Genomic DNA, 15,797 nt, shown 5'->3' with positions numbered 1-15,797 from the left:
GGCTAGTGCCGTTCTTGGAGATATCGTGAGACCCACAGGTCGGACAGGTCATCTCAATAGCCATGAGCTTGTCTCCCTAGTTATCGTAGTTGTGTAGCCTGATTTTCCTCCGTCCCGTGCATTAATGCACTACCAACTCTAGTATTGTAGGGAGAATTTCGGGATGATGTCCGGTAAAACTCACCACCAGAGAGATAACCGGGGACAATGACGCGATGGTTGCATCCCAGTTATGCAACCCCTCACCCAACCCTCTCCCGCAGGAGAGGGCTTTTGGCTCCCTTCTCCTGCGGGAGAAGGGTGGGGATGAGGGTGTTACCTGGCGAGCAAGATGAATCTGCAAAAGTTGGGATGCACCCGACGCGATCGCTCAAGAGACCGCACTCGCCGCCAAGATTCAGAACGACAGGAGGGAGGCAGCGATCGCGCAGTCTCACTGTTTTCGTCTCTCCCATCCCCTGCATCAACCCGTGGAACGTTAACGCCTTAAAGCGAGGTATGAGCACCATCACAAAACGGTTTATTGGCACTGTGTTTGCAGTTACACAGGGCTACTTTTTGAGCCGCTTCAAGCTCGAATTTAACCGGCGTGAAGTCTGTGCCCTGATGGCCCCCATCACAAAAGGGTTGATTTTTAGATTGGCCACAACTACACCAGAAATAGGTTCCCGCTTCAAGGTCTAAAACCGCAGGCTTGTTGTCGAAAATAACGGGCTGACTCATGATTTTTTGATCCAATCGTGTGACGACGTTTACGGTCTAAAATTCAGCCTTAAAACTGGCTAAATCTTCTATAGCAATCCTATTTGATTTATGAATAGGCAAGGGGCTTAAGCCCCTTGTTGATAAGGAGATAAGATCTCCGATTGATTTAGGATCGCTATATAATCAGACTTTAAACCGAGTACCATTGGCTTGCACAGTAAGCACTAAAAAGTAAGGTAGTACCCAAAACGATACTATGGTGAATCAAGCATCCATTGCACAGATTGGCAACAAGCAGGTCTATTGTGCCGTTGAGCGGACATTGGCGGTGATTGGTGGGCGTTGGAAAGTGTTGATTTTGCGGGAATTGTTGGGGGGAGTGCGGCGTTTTGGCGAGTTGCAACGGGCGTTAACGGGGATTACCCAAAAGATGCTGACCCAACAGTTACGGGAAATGGAGGCGGATGGCATTGTGCATCGGGAGGTGTATGCTCAGGTGCCGCCGAAGGTGGAATATTCCCTGACGGGGTTGGGGGAAAGTTTGCGGCCGATTTTGGCGGTGATGCATGAGTGGGGAATCCAACATCAACAGCTTGAGCAGTTGGAGGGTCGAGAGCTAGAGTAAGGGGACAGATTTGAGGGCAGGGCACGATGCAACGAACGCGGTTGAATGGCTTGTTGGCGGGGGTGGGCGATCGCACCACGCAATGGGCGAGTAATCCCTGGCGGCGGTTGTCGCTGTTGGTGATTGGCTTGCTGGTGGGGTTTTTCCTGGCGAGTGGGGTCTCCAGTACGGCAGGGCAGATGGCTCTATGGGATATCTCGATCGCGGCCTTTTGTGTGGCGGTGACGGAGGTGATCAGCCGTTTCATTTATGGTCAAGGTCAGCGATCGCCCCGCATCGCCTGGGGAGATGTGATCAATGCCCTGAAAATTGGTTTCATCTACGGTCTGTTTCTCGAAGCCTTTAAGCTCAATTCCTAACGAGTTCTATGCGTTCACTGTGGATTTCAGGGTCGAGCCGGAGCGGGAAGACCCAGCGTTTGTTGGAAATGTTTGAGCAATGGACGGGTCAACATCGATCGCTGCCGTTGCCAAAACAGGGACGGCCAGCGATTACCCCGGCGGTTTTGGTCTTGACGGCGAGTACGGCCAATCAGCGGGATTTGAGCGATCGCCTCTTGGCCGAGGTGATCAGCCATGAACCGATTGTGATGAAAACGCCGATCGCCTTTATGAAAGATGAAGTGTCGCTGTTTTGGCCGCTCATTTTCCAAGCCCTCAAACTTAATGCCCAATTTCCCCTCCATCTGCGCCCCGAAACGGAGCAAGAACTGGCCACACAATTGTGGCGATCGCACCTCGAAGCCTTGCAACGGGACAACAGCGGCATGATGGAATATCGCTTCGTGCGCGATACCCTGGATCTGCTGCAACTGGCGGGAGCGGGGGGCACAACCTTAAGCCAAATTGCCGATCTGCTCTGTGCCGGGTTGCCGGGGTTGCGCTGGGATGAACAAGCGGATATTAGTTGCCAGCGGGGGGAACTGTTGCAAGGGTGGCACACCTGGTGTTTAGAACGGGGGTTCCTGTCCTATGGCGTGATCTACGATCTGTATAGTCATTACTTGCTGGGGAATCCCAGTTATGAAGTGCAACTTTTGCGCCGCTATCAGGCAGTTTTTGCCGATGATCTTGATGACTATCCAGCCTTGGCCGCGGATATTTTGCGGACGTTTTTAGATCATCGGGTGTATTGTGTGGCGACCTATAACATTCATGGTCAAAGCCGTTTGGGGTTAAATGCTGACCCGCAAGCTCTGTGGCAACTTCAGGAGCAATTTGAGCAATGCGAGCGTCTCAACCGCACCGCTGGCCTGACGGCAATGTTAACGCCGCTGCTGGATTCCCTGGCCTCGGATTCGCCGCAATTGCTGACCTTGCCGCCGGAAGTGGAGGTGGTGCAACTGCAACAAACGCGCCACGATCGCATTGAACAATATTTGCCAGTGTCGCGGGCCTCGTTGTTGCGGGCGACGGCGGATCGGATTATTCGAGCGGTGCAGGAGGACGGGGTGAGAGCGGCGGATATTGCGGTGATTGCGCCGGGGTTAGATGCGATCGCCCGCTACACCCTGATCGATATTCTCAGCAAAAATCAGATTGCCGTTGAACCCCTCAACGAGCAACGCCCCTTGATCACGTCGCCCCTGGTGCGGGCCTTGTTAACGCTGCTCACGTTGGTCTATCCCAATTTGGGGCATCTAACGGAGCGCGATCGCATCGCGGAAATGCTCGTCGTCCTCAGTCCACCGTTACCGAACCGCAGTCCTGCCGCCACGATCGATCCGGTGCGAGCGGGCCTTCTCTCGGATCACTGCTACCACTTCGCCCCTGACCATCCCCACCTCCTACCGATTATGGACTACGACCGCTGGGATCGGTTTGGGCATCAAGTCGTTGCCGCCTATGAACAGATCTACACCTGGATTGAACGGCAACGATCCCACCTTGCCCAGCACCCCCCTCACTATGCCGAAAAACCCGCCCAGGTTCTCAATCGTGCCATTCAGGATTTTTTCGGCGCAACACGGCCGCAACTCACCTATGGCGAGTTATCGGTGTTGCGGGAACTGATGGAAACGGCGCAACATTTTTGGGATGTGGAACGGCGACTGGAACAGAGCGGCTCCCCGAAGCGCACGGCTTCAGAGACCTTAGAACAATTTATTAAGCTGTTGCGGCGGGGCACGATTACCGCCAATGCTTACCCCAGTCGTCAGGGGAAGCCGGACAATGCGGTACTGCTGGCCACGATTTATCAATACCGGACGTTGCGACGATCGCACCCTTGGCAATTTTGGCTCGATGTGGGATCAGTGCTGTGGCAAGAGGGGGGCGCAACGGGATTGTTTGCCCATCATCTGTTTTGGCGTGATCGCCTTGGGCAACCCTGGACAGCCGAGGCACAAGAACAGGATAAACGCGATCGCCTCGATCGCGTCTTACGGGATCTGATTGCACGGGTGGATCAGCGGTTGATTCTGTGCCATAGCGAATTGGCGGTGAATGGTGCAGAACAACTGGGGCCCCTGTCGCCCTTGGTGCAATCCGCAAATTTTGCATGAATGGCCCTCACCCCAAACCCCTCTCCCACGGGGCGAGGGGCTTTTGATCTGTCCGTAGTGATCAAGCTGCAAAGTTAGGCCTGTGGGGCGGCCTGGCGTTGACTGTAGCCAATCAAACCCGCCACACAGAGCAGCGCGATCGCGCCCCCAGTTCCCTGCACCGTTGCCACCGGTTCCAGGGCCTTAAACACCAGATCAAAAAAGCTAAACCCACCCCCCAACGCGCCAAAATATAACCCCAGTCCAAAGCCTTTATCCGTTGCTGGCACAAGGTTGAGAACAAAGGGAATCGCGCCATTGAGTACGCCACTGAGGGGAATCGCCACGATCGCCACTCCCAGGATCACGATCAGGGGCTGCGGATTGCCCAGCATTATCACCAACCCCAGCGCCGCCACCCCCGCGCCGCCCACCATCGTTACCCCATTTCCCCAGCGTGTCGCCAGATATCCCACGGGCAAGGCAGCGATCGCCAAAGTGAGACTAAACGCCAAACTCCCCATGGCTTTTTGTTCCGGGCTGAACCCCAGCGCCACCACCATCGGAATTGTGGCAAAGATAAAGCGCAACCCCACCGAAAGCGTGAGACCCACCGCGACAATTAGGGCAATATTCAACGGAGTGAGAGCCGTGGGAGACGGTTCGACGGGTTGGGGTTGATCGGGTTGGGGGGGAATGGCCCAGCGGAGAAAGGCGATCGCTCCCAACAGCACCACTGACCCCACCCCAAAGGCAAACCCTGGCCCCCAACTCAAAATCACCCCGTACACTGTGAATCGCAGCGCCCCGATCAGTTGCTGCACCAGGGTTAAGGCACTGGCCGCAAGGGGCAATTGAGGCCGAGGGGCTGCCGTGGCCAGCAGACTCATCACCGGACTGCGAAACACCGCCATGGCCGATGCCCAAGCGATCGCCACCCCGATCAACAACATCGGCACAGCTTGCCCCCACACCACCACCGCCGGAAACCCCATCAACAGCGTCGCCGTTGCCAAACTTCCCACCACAATCCAGGGGTAGCGCGTCCCTAGCTTCCGTTGGCTGCGATCGGACAACCGCCCCACAAGCGGCTCAATCACCACCTCCAGTCCATGCTCAATCGTCAGCAACAGCCCCGCCCATTCCGGCGCTAATCCTAATTCTGTTAAAAGTTGCGGCAAGTACAGCGCGTACAACACCCATCCCAAGGTAATCGCCCCCTGAACCGCCGTCACCCCCAACACTCGCGCTTTGCTGATCATCCCTTCGCCTCGTGATTTTCTGCTTGGTCTATCCCGATGTTAACCGGAGAACTATCCCGCTTCAGGAGGTCATCGATTGTCGGGAGGATGGTTTTTCAAAGGGGATCAACTTTGGGCTAGCACCGTCCTTATATTGGGAGAAAATGCGGTAGTTCTCCATCAAGTCTTGATCTGCGGAGTCATAGTCTGCGGTGTTGCCGCTCCGAATCCGAATCAGGTTGTATTCCACATTGCGATCGCCGTGAATCGCAAAGGCAATATTAAACACCTCAAAAAAATGAACCACCCAATCACAATCATCCACTGGATATTGCATGTAATAGCGAATTAATTTCGCCACTTGATAATCTAAATGGGTTCTCGTATTGGGACAAACCAGAGCAATTTTCAGCAGTAAAACCACTAAGGTCAGCGCATGACCTTGGGTGAGAATAAACACGAAAAAATCCGAGGGTGTGTCATTGCGTTCAATGGTCAAAAAATCAATCACACGGTTACAGGTGCGCAACAGCAGAGCATCATCTAGCCCATCATCGCTGTAATTGGGGTAAAGGTTTTGAATCCGGCGCAGTAACTGTTTGCTGACAGAATTTTTCTGAACGGTAGAATCAGTGGAGTAGGATAAATACTTACACAACGCCCCTTTAAATTCGTCGTAGCTTAATCCTTGAATTTGCTTGAGAAAAATATTGGCAAAGTGGGAATAACTATAGCGACCTTGACGGGCCACGATGGTTTTAATGAGGCGAAGCACATCATCCCCTAAGCCGGTGGGATTTTGGAGATCGGTTTGACGGCCTTGCAGACCCGACTGCGATCGCGCTGTATACATTGCCAAATCAAACTTAAACTTATCTTTGAGTTCCTGCGATCGCTTCTGAGCCACTGCCCGCTGTTCTGGCGAATTTTCCGCATTCATAAATTGGGGAACCAACAGATAAGATGTGTAGCGCGTACTCCAGTGCGGTTCTGGTGCGTCTTTTTCTGTTTTCGTCTCTCCTTGCGGCCGTAAATGCTGCGCCGTAAATAACTTTAAATCGTCATAGTCCTGACTGGTCACAAACTCTTGTAACCAGGCTTGGAGGCGCTGGCGTGGTTTAGAGGCAATGGGTGCATTCCAGTTAACGTCGGTAAAACTGGACACCAACGCCGGAATACAGTGGGTTTTCCGTTGCGTTTCCCAGTTGTTCACTAAGATGTAACAACACCGCTTCAATGTTCCTAAAAATTCATCCTTTTCATTATGTTTAAGGAGGAGAATGAGATCAGAAAATGCTGATAAATTGCCTGGATGAGAACGATGCTCTAAAAAAAGAGCTTTAAACTCATCAAGGGTAATTTCTGGTGAACAGTTACGAACAACATCAAGGAGGAATTTATAGATCATCGTTCACCTAGCCTTAGGCATACAGCACCGAGCGAAAGTAGGATTGAGAATGAGTGAAGCAGAGACCCACGCCGCCGCAGCGCCCTCTCATCTTTTTCCCAGGATACATTGACTATTAAGGATATCAGTAATTTCCACGATGATCTTTATCGATCCTGCCGCTGATTCCCGTCTAAATACGGGTTGATCTCGATCACGTTCGGTATTACTGACGTTGCGATCGCCCCCGTACCCGGTCAATCTCCGCCTGGAGCCGTTCCAATTGACGCTGTAGCTCGTTCACTTCGCGATCGCTCTCCTGGGCAGATACGTTGACCGCGCCTTCCGAATTCGCCGTCCTGTATTGGCCATTGCGAATCCGTTGATACTGCTCAGAGGTTGACCATTGTTGGAGAAAATGCAGCCGCTCCACGGGAAACGGATGGGTGAGCAACGCGCCCCGACCGCCGTTATAGAGCAAAAATTTATAAATCTGGTTGAGTTCGTCTTGATCCTGGGCCTGATAGCGTTCCGCTTGATTCATGAATTCCGCCAGGCTGCATTCATGGGCGTATTTCTGACTGCCACCGGCCAGCTTCAGCATCGTTTGCGCCACCAGTTGCAAATCTTCGACCACCAAATGGGCAGCGCGATCGGCCGACAGTTCCGCCTTGCGACTCCATTCGTAGAACCCAAACACCAGGCCCGGCGTGAGCATTTTCCCAATCCCCAAGGTGAGATCGCCGATTAATTGGGTGGCTTCCATCGCCCAGATCGCCATCTGTTTGAGCACGGTATGGCCGCATTTAATATGGCCCAATTCATGGGCGATCACGGTGCGCAATTCCGCTTCATTGAGTAAGTCCAACGCCCCGGAATTAATCACCATGCTGGGATGATCGGAGCCGAGGGAATAGCTATTCACTTCGGGATTTTGACTGACGAAAAGATGGGGTTCCACAGGGAGGCTGAGATCCCGCACGCATTCGCGAAAAATGCCGTAGATGGTGGCATATTGACGGGGGCCCACTTCGACACAATTGCCCATTAAATAGACATGTTGGGGGCGTTCGTAGAGGTATTCCACAAAACCACGGGTGAATTGCTGAAAACCGGGAATGGAGCGCAGGGCTTGTTCCGCTTGGGCATCGAGGGGATGTCGGAAGGCTTCGCTAGAAAGGCCGGGATAGGTTGCCATAGCAGGTTTTTCTTACAACACGGTTTGTTCTTGATTGTAGTCTGACACTGTGGGGGGCTGGCTGACTGACAAAATTAGCCAGAATCTCGGAAAGCCCTCACCCTAGCCCTCTCCCTAGGGGAGAGGGAACTGGAAAAATGGATTGGCTCCCCTCGCCCTCTGGGAGAGGGGTTGGGGGTGAGGGCTATCAAGTCAGTCAACCAGGTGGGGGCTGGGCGATCGCGCTCATCTGTCCATAGTCGAGTTTGCCTTGGGCATTGCGGGGGAGTTGGGCGCAACCGTGCCATTGTTTGGGGATTTTGTGGGGGGCGAGGGTGCGGCGGAGGTGGGTTTGGATGCTGTGTAACTGGGCTTCGGAGAGCATCGGGGCATAGAGGGCGGCGATCGCTTCTCCCCAAACGGGATCGGGCAGGCCCACAACGCAGACATCCGCCACCTGTCCCGTCGCTAAAATCGCCGCTTCGATTTCCTCTGGGGCAACATTTTCGCCGCCCGTGATGATTTGCCGCTGTTGCCGACCGAGCAGGGTTAAGTGACCCTGGGGATCGAACTGGCCGAGATCATCGGCGGTGAAGGTGCGATCGCGCCACAGTTCCGGATAATACCCCCAACAAAGGGACGCGGCCCGAATCTGAAGCCGTTGATCCGGCAAACTCTCAATCTGGGCATGGGGCAGCACCGGCCCGCTCGTGCGTTTGCCGGCGAGAAAATCGGCGGGTTTGAGGGTGGCGATCTGGGCGGCGGTTTCGGTCATGCCGTAGGTGGGGGCGAGGGGTAGCCCTAGGTCAGCGGCACGATCCAACAGGGCCGGATTTGCGGGCGCACCGCCGATGAAAATTGCCCGAAATTGCCGCAACCATTGCGGCGCATCGTCCCAAGTCAAGATCTGCTGTAATTGGGTGGGCACGAGGGAGAGAAACACCTCTGAGCCTAAATCGGTTGGGAATTGCCCCTGTTTCAAGCGGTGATAGTCCCCGATCCAAACCTGTCCCCCGGTGAGAATCGCCCGTAATGCTTGCATCAACCCGCTGACATGGTAGAGCGGTAACACACAATAACTCTGCACCGGGCGGCGATCGAAATAGTCGTAAAACCCCGTCACCGCTGCCGTCAGGGTGTCCCAGATATGGATCGCAAATTTCACCCGCCCCGAAGATCCCCCGGTGGGAATGCAAATGATCCCTTGGCCGTTGATCTGTGCGATCGCAGCATCCAGATCGCCCTGCGGGGGACAGGCAAGGGGCTTCAGCCCCTTGTTCTCCTGTTGATCTTCAGGCAGTCCCCACATTAAATCCGGCTGCACTATCTCCCCAACCTGTTGCCATTCCTGGGCTTGCCAGCGGGGATTACAGAGAAAAACGGGGGTTTGGGTAACAACGGCGGCGCAAAATTGGGCGAGAAAGCGCACTGGGTCGGATGCGGCTAAACAAAGACGATGGGGACGGCGATCGCTCAATTGCTTACAGGCGATCGCATAGTCCGCTGTAAACCGCGCCCGATCCGCCCGTTCCTGAGCCGGATCATCCCGGCGCAACCACGGCGATCGCGCCTCTAACCTTGTCGCTAAATCCACCCCTACCCCTCGTCCTGTAACCATCCTGCCGTCCCAAACCCCAACGCCCGCGCCGGGTTATGAATCGTCATCGCCCATTGAAGCGCATTTTGGCGACCGATCGCCGTTTCAAACACTGATGATGCAATCACATCCAACTGATGCGCCTGACATAATGCCTGTAATTGCCACGGATCGCCCGCGATCGCCACCTTCACCACATAGACCCCCCGCCAACCCCACCGCACCCACTGCCCCAACTGCCCCACCGTCGCCACCGCCTCATCCAACGCCAAGGGCAACGGCGATCGCGCCTGCCATCGCAACAGGGCATCAATCTGATCCGGCGGTAACGGTTGCTCGATCAATTCCACCCGATCCGACGCACCCACCCCGTCCAGCCACGCCCCCAATTCCGCCTCGCTTAAACTTCCGTTGGCATCCAACCGGATCATAATCTCCGGCGGCAGGCGATCGCACAGTTCCCGCCACCAGCCCAACTCCTCCGCCACCGTTGCCACCCCGATTTTCCATTTCACCGTCCGCGTCCCCGCTGGCACTGCTGCGATCGCACCCATGGCCGCCTGTCCCGTCGGTAACAGGTGGGCAATCTGGGCGGGTTGGAGGGCGATCGCATCCGGTGAATCGTGGAGAGCGACGAGGGCTGAAGCGGTGGCGAATTGGCAGGCGGGCAGGTGGTCGGGAATCTGCGTCAGTTGTGCCAAGGTACAGGTGGGGCCAAGGTGGTTAAAAAAGGCGATCGCCTCTGCCAAGGTTTCCGACCCAAACCACGGAATCGGCGCGATTTCCCCCTGGCCGGTGCGATCGCCCGCCTGCACCGTTAAAATTGCCCCCTCTCGCTGTCGCCATATCCCGTGCGCCGTTTGCAGTGGTCGCCGAAATGCGATCGTATAGGGCTGTATCCTGCACCGTAACCCCTGATTCATTTTGACATTTTGAAATCAACTCGCTATCATGGGAGGGCTGCACATTCGCGGGTGTAGTTTAGTGGTAAAACCTTAGCCTTCCAAGCTAATGATAGGGGTTCGATTCCCCTCACCCGCTTTTTCCTAACATTTTTAAGCTCAAGCCAAAACAGGCGATCGGCTCAGAATCTCACTCCACTGAATCAGAATCGATTAATTTTTTACCCCCCTAAAGGCTACTGGCTACTGCTGACACATCAGCCACGTTGCGAGGCTGAATCTGGTATGCGTAAGCCAAGGCCCACAGTCCCCTTCCTGGAAGCACCTAGTGTCACGACACACCTTAATCGGTGGGTTACGGCGGATTGCTAGATTGCAGTAATGGCAGGAGGTTAAGCCGCCTAACCCACCCTACAATAAAGTATCATTTTGGCTGTGTCACGCCACTAGCGTCTGTAGTGCGAGCTTCTAGCTCGCTTGCAAACCTCTAACCCTGACGAAGAGGGGGGATCAAGCGCAGGCGAGGTCAACATTGGACGGTTGTGTAGAGGCAGTAGCATGATGAGTCAATTCAAATGCAGAAATAGGAGGCTGATCGATCAGCCTCCTATTCTACAAGACGCATTATTTTTATGGGGTTGGGTCAGACGCTAAGACTTTTCCACCACCCAGAACGGAATCGTTTGACTGGGGTTCATTTCAAGACGGCTCACCTCATTGCGGGCAAAAACATATTCCTTGGTTTGCCACAGAGGGATGTAGGGGAGATCTTCGGCCAGCTTGGTTTGAATTTGGCTGATGATTTCCTGCCGTTGCGTGGGGTCGCTTTCCTCCCGTTGGGCATTGATCAAGTCGTTCATTTCCTTGTTGTAATAGAACGAGCCTTGACTTTGTGCGCCCCCTTCTGAACAGCCGGCGGCCTCGCTGCCTTGGGAGCAACTGAGGAAGGGGTGGATGTAGTTGTCCGGGTCGAGAAAGTCCGGATACCAGTTGACGAGGGCGGCGGGGTAGATGCCTTCTTTGATGTTTTTGAAGAATGAGGCCCCATCGACGGTGTTGGGTTCAAACTGGAGGATGCCCTCTAGCTGCTGCTCCGCGAGAGCTTGGAGGGTTTGCGCCACGAGGGAGCGTGTGGTGGAAGCGGTGGGGAACCAGAGGGGGATCACCGCCGGGTTGGCTGCGGAAAACCCAGCTTCGGTGAGCAGTTCCATCGCGGCTTCGCTGTCGGCATCACCGTAGGCGGCTTGGAGGGTGGGTTCGTAATAGTTCTCAAACGCGGTGGGGATGAGGCTGTAGAGGGGTTCGGCTTGACCTTGGAAGACGCGCTCATTGATCAAAGCCCGATCAACCAGGGAAGCGATCGCTCGTCGCACTTCCACTTGATCGAGGGGTTCTTGATTCACATTCAGCACCATGAAATTCACCGCCGTACCAGGGGCTTCAATCACCTGCCATTCCTCCTGATCGCCGCCCTCTTGGAGCGTCGTAATTTGTTCCGGATCGAGGGATTGATAGGCCACATCCACCGCGCCCGTGGTGAAGGCATTAAAGAGGTTGGCGGAGTTGTCGCCATAGATTTGAATATCAACCCCTTCATTGGCGGGTGCATCACCCCAATAGTCCGGGTTAGCATCCATGCGAATCGTGTCGCTGGTGAATTCCGTCAGGGTGTAGGGGCCAGTGCCGACAAAGGTATCGGGGTTGAATTCCCCTTCGCCGATGGTGTAGGCATCGGGAGAAATGGCGCAAGTTCCGGCAAAACCGAGGAGGGCGGGGAATGCCGCAAAGGGTTGTTTGAGGGTGATGGTTAGTTCGTAGTCGCCGGATGCCTCCACGGTTTCCACCACGTCAGCCAGGAGAAACGCTGGTTTGCCGCCATTGCCGATGAAGCGATCGAGGGAAAATTTCATCGCTTCGGCATTAAAGGGTGTGCCGTCGTGGAAGGTAACCCCTTCCCGCAGGGGGATGGTGTAGGTGAGGCCATCGTCGCTAATCGTTGGCATGGCCGTGGCTAAACTGGGTTCGAGTTCGGTGGTTCCCGGTGTGTAGGTATAGAGGGTATCGCTAAGGTTATAAATAATTTCGATCCCGGCCATTTCATAGCTGTCGGCGGGGTCGATGGTGCGGGGTTTTAGGGTTGTGCCGTAGATGATGCGATCGCTCGGTGTGGTGCTCGCTGCTGTCTCACTCGGAGCATCACTGGCAGAATCCGAGGTCGGTGCAGGATTACAGCCCATGACCAAGAGAGCACAGATTAAAAATAAACCTACAAATTGTCCGCAAGCTCGCCAAAATCGGGATAGCGGGAAGGAGCGTTGTGTCATGTTTGAATGTGTTGAAAATTCAGTGTCTGGAGTCTTAATGATTCTACTCGCATTGGGTGAAAATCGTGGCTTTGCGACCTTGACATCTTCTCCCCATCGCCCTACTGGGGACGCTGGGAGAGGGGGCAACGCAAACATGGGATCACCGTGCAGCCCTGGCTTAACTGCCACAAGAAGACTTCCGTTCGAGTCGATCGGCTTGACGGTGAGATCAATTGGGACATTCTAAGATGGAACTATAGTCCTGATCTATTCCCAAGCATGCGTCTTTCCGATGACCCTGACACCCCGTTAAGCATCAATCTCATTGCCATGATTGATGTGATTTTTGTGATTTTGGCCTTTGTGATTCTCGCAGCGGTGCAGTTGGCTCGCTTGACGGGTATGCCCGTCAATCTTCCCCCTGCCGCCACCTCTCAAGCCCAGCCCGTGCCGCCGGTGACGGTGACGCTACGGGCCGATGGTCAGATTTTTTTCAACCAAACCCCCACCCCCCTGCCGCAGATCATCACCACCTTGGAGGGGATGAAAACCCCAGAGCAGCCTTTGGTCGTGCTCCTCAACGCGGATCAGGTGGTTCCCCATGGCCAAGTGGTGGCGGTGATGGATCAATTGCGGCAGTTGGGGGGGGTGCAGTTAGCGATCGCCACTCAACCCGCCCCAGTAGCTCCGGTCTCGCCCAATCCTGCGATCGCCCCCTAGCCCCGCCCTTCCCGATGCGGTCGGGTGTGGAAATCCGCCGTCAGATGCAAGAAAATGCCGTTCCCCGTTGCGATCGCCAATTTGTCACAATGGAACCAAACGATTAACGCCCTGAACCCGCTAAACCTATGAGCATGTCACCCCAAGCCCTCTACAACTGGTATCGCAACACCCTCCGCAATCCTAAATATCGGTGGTGGATTATCCTCGGCAGTTTGGCCTACCTCGTCAGCCCCTTAGACATCGCCCCCGACCTGATCCCGATTGTGGGGCAAATCGACGACATCGCAATTTTGACGCTGTTAATTAGTGAAGTTTCCCAAATGGTGCTCGACTTCGCTAAAGCGCGACAGAGTGAAGGTGTTACCCCCGATGATGGCATTGGCAGCACCGCCACCGTTGATGTGGATGCGGTCTCAGTGGAAGAGTAAGATCGTTCATACCCTTGACACCATCACCACCATGAAAATCCTCATTGTGGAAGACAACGCCGAAATCGCTCAACTGTTGAGCGATACCCTGGCGCGGGAGGGGTTTGGGTGCGATCGCGCCCCCGACGGCCCCCAAGCCCTCCACCTTGTGCAAAGCATTCAGCCCGACCTGATCATCCTTGACCTGATGCTCCCCGGCCTCGACGGCCTCGAAGTCTGCACCCGTATTCGTCAAATGGGCCTCCCCAAAGACCCCTACATCCTGATGCTCACCGCCCGCAGCGAAGAAATCGATCGCGTCATCGGCCTTTCCACCGGAGCCGATGACTATCTCGTCAAACCCTTCAGCCCCCGCGAACTCGTCGCCCGCGTCCGTGCCCTCCTGCGCCGTAGCCTGCGCGGCGAAAAAAGCCGCCTCCACCAAACCGCCCACTTCACCCTCGACCTCGATCAACACCTCGTCACCCGCCACAATCCCAACCACGGCGACGAAATTCTTGACCTCACCGCCCTAGAATTCAACCTCCTCAGCGTCTTCCTCAGCTACCCCGGCCGCGTCTGGACACGCCCCCAACTGATCGAAAAACTCTGGGGCGATGACTTTTTTGGCGATGAGCGCGTTGTGGATACCCATGTCGGTCGCCTGCGGAAAAAAGTCGAATTTGACCCCTCCCAGCCCCAATTCATTAAAACCGTGATCGGCCTCGGCTACAAATTTGAAGACGAGTCCTAGAACCTGCCCTGCAACTGTCCAGCTTAGAACAAGGGGCTGAAGCCCCTTGCCTGCCCTTTATGATGACTGGCCCCAAACCCGCCCCCACCCCCAAACCCGGTACAATAACCACGGAGTACAATCGGTCATTCCTCACGCCCCATGGATATTAAAAACGGTTTTGTCGGTACAGTCGGAAACACGCCCCTCATTCGCCTCAATAGTTTTAGTGATGAAACCGGGTGTGAAATTCTGGGTAAAGCTGAGTTTTTAAATCCCGGCGGGTCTGTTAAAGACCGCGCTGCCCTTTACATCATTGAAGCAGCTGAAAAAAGTGGACAACTCAAGCCGGGCGGCACAGTGGTAGAAGGCACAGCCGGGAATACGGGGATTGGCTTGGCCCATATCTGCAATGCCAAGGGGTATAAATGCCTGATCATCATCCCCGAAACCCAATCCCAAGAAAAAATGGATATGCTGCGTACCCTCGGCGCAGAAGTTCGCCCCGTGCCTGCTGTCCCCTATAAAGACCCTAACAACTACGTCAAACTGTCGGGTCGGGTGGCGGAGGAATTAGAAAACGGCATCTGGGCGAATCAATTTGAAAATCTCGCCAATCGTAACGCCCATTATGAAACCACGGGCCCCGAAATTTGGGCCCAAACCGATGGCGCGATCGATGGTTGGGTGGCGGCGACGGGGACGGGGGGAACCTATGCCGGGGTCACTCTATTTTTGAAGGAGAAAAATCCGGACATTCGCTGCATTGTGGCTGACCCGATGGGGAGCGGTCTGTATAGCTACGTGAAAACGGGGGAGATTAACCCCGAAGGCAGTTCAATCACGGAGGGCATCGGGAATAGTCGGATTACGGGCAATATGGAGGGTGTGCCCATTGATGACGCGATCCAAATTGATGACAAAGAATGTGTGCGGGTGCTGTACCAACTGCTCGAAAAGGAAGGGTTATTTATGGGCGGTTCCGTGGGGATCAATGTGGCGGCGGCCTATGCGTTGGCGAAGGAGATGGGGCCGGGTCACACGATCGCAACAGTCCTTTGTGATGGTGGTTCGCGCTATCAATCGAAGCTCTATAACCCGGATTGGTTGGTGAGTCGGGGGTTATATCCCTACGCTTAAACGCGATCGCAGTCTGAATGGTGGGTGGCCGCTGTGCTCCATGGTTTACCCTGAAAATGGCACATCATAACAGTCAGGAGTAGGGTTATGGCCTCTCAGTGGGAGAATTTGTTTGGGCTGGCTCCTCGATACCACAACCCGCCTGCGCTTGGTGCGCCAATACGATCGCACCGGGGCTTGGCTCAATCAAACCTGGATCAAAGAAGGTAAAGTCCCTGAGGGTGAAATTCCGATCTTGACATCCTCACCGGGCTAAAGCCACAGTGATTCCTAAGATTCACATCTTAGGTTTCTGCTTCATAGCAACAGCCTCCACCCGCAAGGAGTTTATGGTCTTACGTTCGCTCCACAGACTATCCCCGCTAGCCCAGC

The 15,797-nt window shown here is 54.8% G+C and carries 15 protein-coding genes and 1 tRNA gene; 9 read left to right on the top strand and 7 right to left on the bottom strand.

Annotated features, from left to right (window positions below; all coding sequences use genetic code 11):
• Window positions 1-486: 486 nt before the first annotated feature.
• Window positions 487-723, bottom strand: a complete 237-nt coding sequence (locus tag PN477_RS01215; protein ID WP_272121669.1) for a CDGSH iron-sulfur domain-containing protein — start codon at window positions 721-723, stop codon at window positions 487-489.
• A gap of 238 nt (window positions 724-961) precedes the next feature.
• On the opposite strand from PN477_RS01215, the gene PN477_RS01210 reads away from it, so the two are divergent.
• The 3 genes from PN477_RS01210 to PN477_RS01200 are packed head-to-tail and all read left to right on the top strand — an operon-like array spanning window position 962 to window position 3,833.
• Window positions 962-1,330 (top strand): winged helix-turn-helix transcriptional regulator, encoded by a 369-nt coding sequence (locus PN477_RS01210; RefSeq protein WP_272121667.1) that lies wholly within the window; start codon window positions 962-964, stop codon window positions 1,328-1,330.
• Between the two features lie 26 nt (window positions 1,331-1,356).
• Window positions 1,357-1,689 carry a DUF565 domain-containing protein gene (locus PN477_RS01205; RefSeq protein WP_272121665.1) on the top strand — a complete coding sequence of 111 codons (333 nt, stop codon included), beginning with the start codon at window positions 1,357-1,359 and terminating at the stop codon, window positions 1,687-1,689.
• Window positions 1,690-1,697: 8 nt separating this feature from the next.
• Window positions 1,698-3,833, top strand: a complete 2,136-nt coding sequence (locus PN477_RS01200; protein ID WP_272121664.1) for a recombinase family protein — start codon at window positions 1,698-1,700, stop codon at window positions 3,831-3,833.
• A 74-nt stretch (window positions 3,834-3,907) separates the two neighbouring features.
• Here the strand turns inward: PN477_RS01200 and PN477_RS01195 are convergent, their stop codons facing one another.
• The 5 genes from PN477_RS01195 to PN477_RS01175 form a co-directional block, all read right to left on the bottom strand.
• Window positions 3,908-5,074, bottom strand: coding sequence for an MFS transporter (locus tag PN477_RS01195; RefSeq protein ID WP_272121661.1), 1,167 nt, complete (start codon window positions 5,072-5,074; stop codon window positions 3,908-3,910).
• Between the two features lie 61 nt (window positions 5,075-5,135).
• Entirely contained in the window at window positions 5,136-6,266 is a 1,131-nt protein-coding gene (locus PN477_RS01190) for a hypothetical protein (protein WP_272121659.1), read from the bottom strand.
• A gap of 400 nt (window positions 6,267-6,666) precedes the next feature.
• Window positions 6,667-7,638 (bottom strand): M48 family metallopeptidase, encoded by a 972-nt coding sequence (locus PN477_RS01185; protein WP_272121657.1) that lies wholly within the window; start codon window positions 7,636-7,638, stop codon window positions 6,667-6,669.
• Window positions 7,639-7,834: 196 nt separating this feature from the next.
• Window positions 7,835-9,235: an AMP-binding protein gene (locus PN477_RS01180; protein WP_272121655.1), complete on the bottom strand. Its 1,401-nt coding sequence runs from the start codon at window positions 9,233-9,235 to the stop codon at window positions 7,835-7,837.
• Window positions 9,214-10,137 carry an o-succinylbenzoate synthase gene (locus PN477_RS01175; RefSeq protein WP_272121653.1) on the bottom strand — a complete coding sequence of 308 codons (924 nt, stop codon included), beginning with the start codon at window positions 10,135-10,137 and terminating at the stop codon, window positions 9,214-9,216. Before PN477_RS01175 ends, PN477_RS01180 begins: the two co-directional genes overlap by 22 nt.
• A gap of 47 nt (window positions 10,138-10,184) precedes the next feature.
• Between PN477_RS01175 and PN477_RS01170 the strand changes: the two genes are divergently transcribed.
• Window positions 10,185-10,255, top strand: a tRNA-Gly gene (locus tag PN477_RS01170).
• Between the two features lie 511 nt (window positions 10,256-10,766).
• Here the strand turns inward: PN477_RS01170 and PN477_RS01165 are convergent.
• On the bottom strand, window positions 10,767-12,440 hold the full coding sequence (locus tag PN477_RS01165) for an ABC transporter substrate-binding protein (RefSeq protein WP_417158721.1): 1,674 nt from the start codon (window positions 12,438-12,440) through the stop codon (window positions 10,767-10,769).
• A gap of 261 nt (window positions 12,441-12,701) precedes the next feature.
• Between PN477_RS01165 and PN477_RS01160 the strand changes: the two genes are divergently transcribed.
• The 5 genes from PN477_RS01160 to PN477_RS01140 all read left to right on the top strand — a co-directional run bounded on the left by PN477_RS01160 (window position 12,702) and on the right by PN477_RS01140 (window position 15,681).
• A complete protein-coding gene (locus PN477_RS01160; protein WP_272121649.1) occupies window positions 12,702-13,142 on the top strand; it encodes an ExbD/TolR family protein in 441 nt (146 codons plus the stop codon).
• Between the two features lie 128 nt (window positions 13,143-13,270).
• Complete coding sequence (locus tag PN477_RS01155) at window positions 13,271-13,573, top strand: YkvA family protein (protein WP_272121647.1); 303 nt, start codon at window positions 13,271-13,273, stop codon at window positions 13,571-13,573.
• Window positions 13,574-13,604: 31 nt separating this feature from the next.
• Window positions 13,605-14,306, top strand: coding sequence for a response regulator transcription factor (locus PN477_RS01150; RefSeq protein ID WP_272146902.1), 702 nt, complete (start codon window positions 13,605-13,607; stop codon window positions 14,304-14,306).
• Window positions 14,307-14,447: 141 nt separating this feature from the next.
• A complete protein-coding gene (locus PN477_RS01145; protein ID WP_272121642.1) occupies window positions 14,448-15,425 on the top strand; it encodes a cysteine synthase A in 978 nt (325 codons plus the stop codon).
• 112 nt (window positions 15,426-15,537) lie between these two features.
• On the top strand, window positions 15,538-15,681 hold the full coding sequence (locus PN477_RS01140) for a DUF3598 family protein (protein ID WP_272121640.1): 144 nt from the start codon (window positions 15,538-15,540) through the stop codon (window positions 15,679-15,681).
• The last annotated feature ends 116 nt before the right edge of the window (window positions 15,682-15,797 follow it).

Source organism: Spirulina subsalsa CS-330, assembly GCF_028330765.1.
GTDB lineage: Bacteria > Cyanobacteriota > Cyanobacteriia > Cyanobacteriales > Spirulinaceae > Spirulina > Spirulina subsalsa_A.
The sequence above is the reverse complement of the archived record's forward strand: the minus strand, read 5'-3'. Positions and strand labels throughout refer to the sequence as shown.

Bases quoted from the DNA above. Each gene is read 5' to 3' on its own strand.
- PN477_RS01145 (WP_272121642.1), top strand. From the start codon at position 14,448: ATGGATATTAAAAACGGTTTTGTCGGTACAGTCGGAAACACGCCCCTC.
- PN477_RS01180 (WP_272121655.1), bottom strand. From the start codon at position 9,235: ATGGTTACAGGACGAGGGGTAGGGGTGGATTTAGCGACAAGGTTAGAG.
- PN477_RS01155 (WP_272121647.1), top strand. From the start codon at position 13,271: ATGAGCATGTCACCCCAAGCCCTCTACAACTGGTATCGCAACACCCTC.
- PN477_RS01210 (WP_272121667.1), top strand. From the start codon at position 962: ATGGTGAATCAAGCATCCATTGCACAGATTGGCAACAAGCAGGTCTAT.
- PN477_RS01175 (WP_272121653.1), bottom strand. From the start codon at position 10,137: ATGAATCAGGGGTTACGGTGCAGGATACAGCCCTATACGATCGCATTT.
- PN477_RS01165 (WP_417158721.1), bottom strand. From the start codon at position 12,440: ATGACACAACGCTCCTTCCCGCTATCCCGATTTTGGCGAGCTTGCGGA.
- PN477_RS01160 (WP_272121649.1), top strand. From the start codon at position 12,702: ATGCGTCTTTCCGATGACCCTGACACCCCGTTAAGCATCAATCTCATT.
- PN477_RS01195 (WP_272121661.1), bottom strand. From the start codon at position 5,074: ATGATCAGCAAAGCGCGAGTGTTGGGGGTGACGGCGGTTCAGGGGGCG.
- PN477_RS01205 (WP_272121665.1), top strand. From the start codon at position 1,357: ATGCAACGAACGCGGTTGAATGGCTTGTTGGCGGGGGTGGGCGATCGC.
- PN477_RS01215 (WP_272121669.1), bottom strand. From the start codon at position 723: ATGAGTCAGCCCGTTATTTTCGACAACAAGCCTGCGGTTTTAGACCTT.
- PN477_RS01200 (WP_272121664.1), top strand. From the start codon at position 1,698: ATGCGTTCACTGTGGATTTCAGGGTCGAGCCGGAGCGGGAAGACCCAG.
- PN477_RS01150 (WP_272146902.1), top strand. From the start codon at position 13,605: ATGAAAATCCTCATTGTGGAAGACAACGCCGAAATCGCTCAACTGTTG.
- PN477_RS01185 (WP_272121657.1), bottom strand. From the start codon at position 7,638: ATGGCAACCTATCCCGGCCTTTCTAGCGAAGCCTTCCGACATCCCCTC.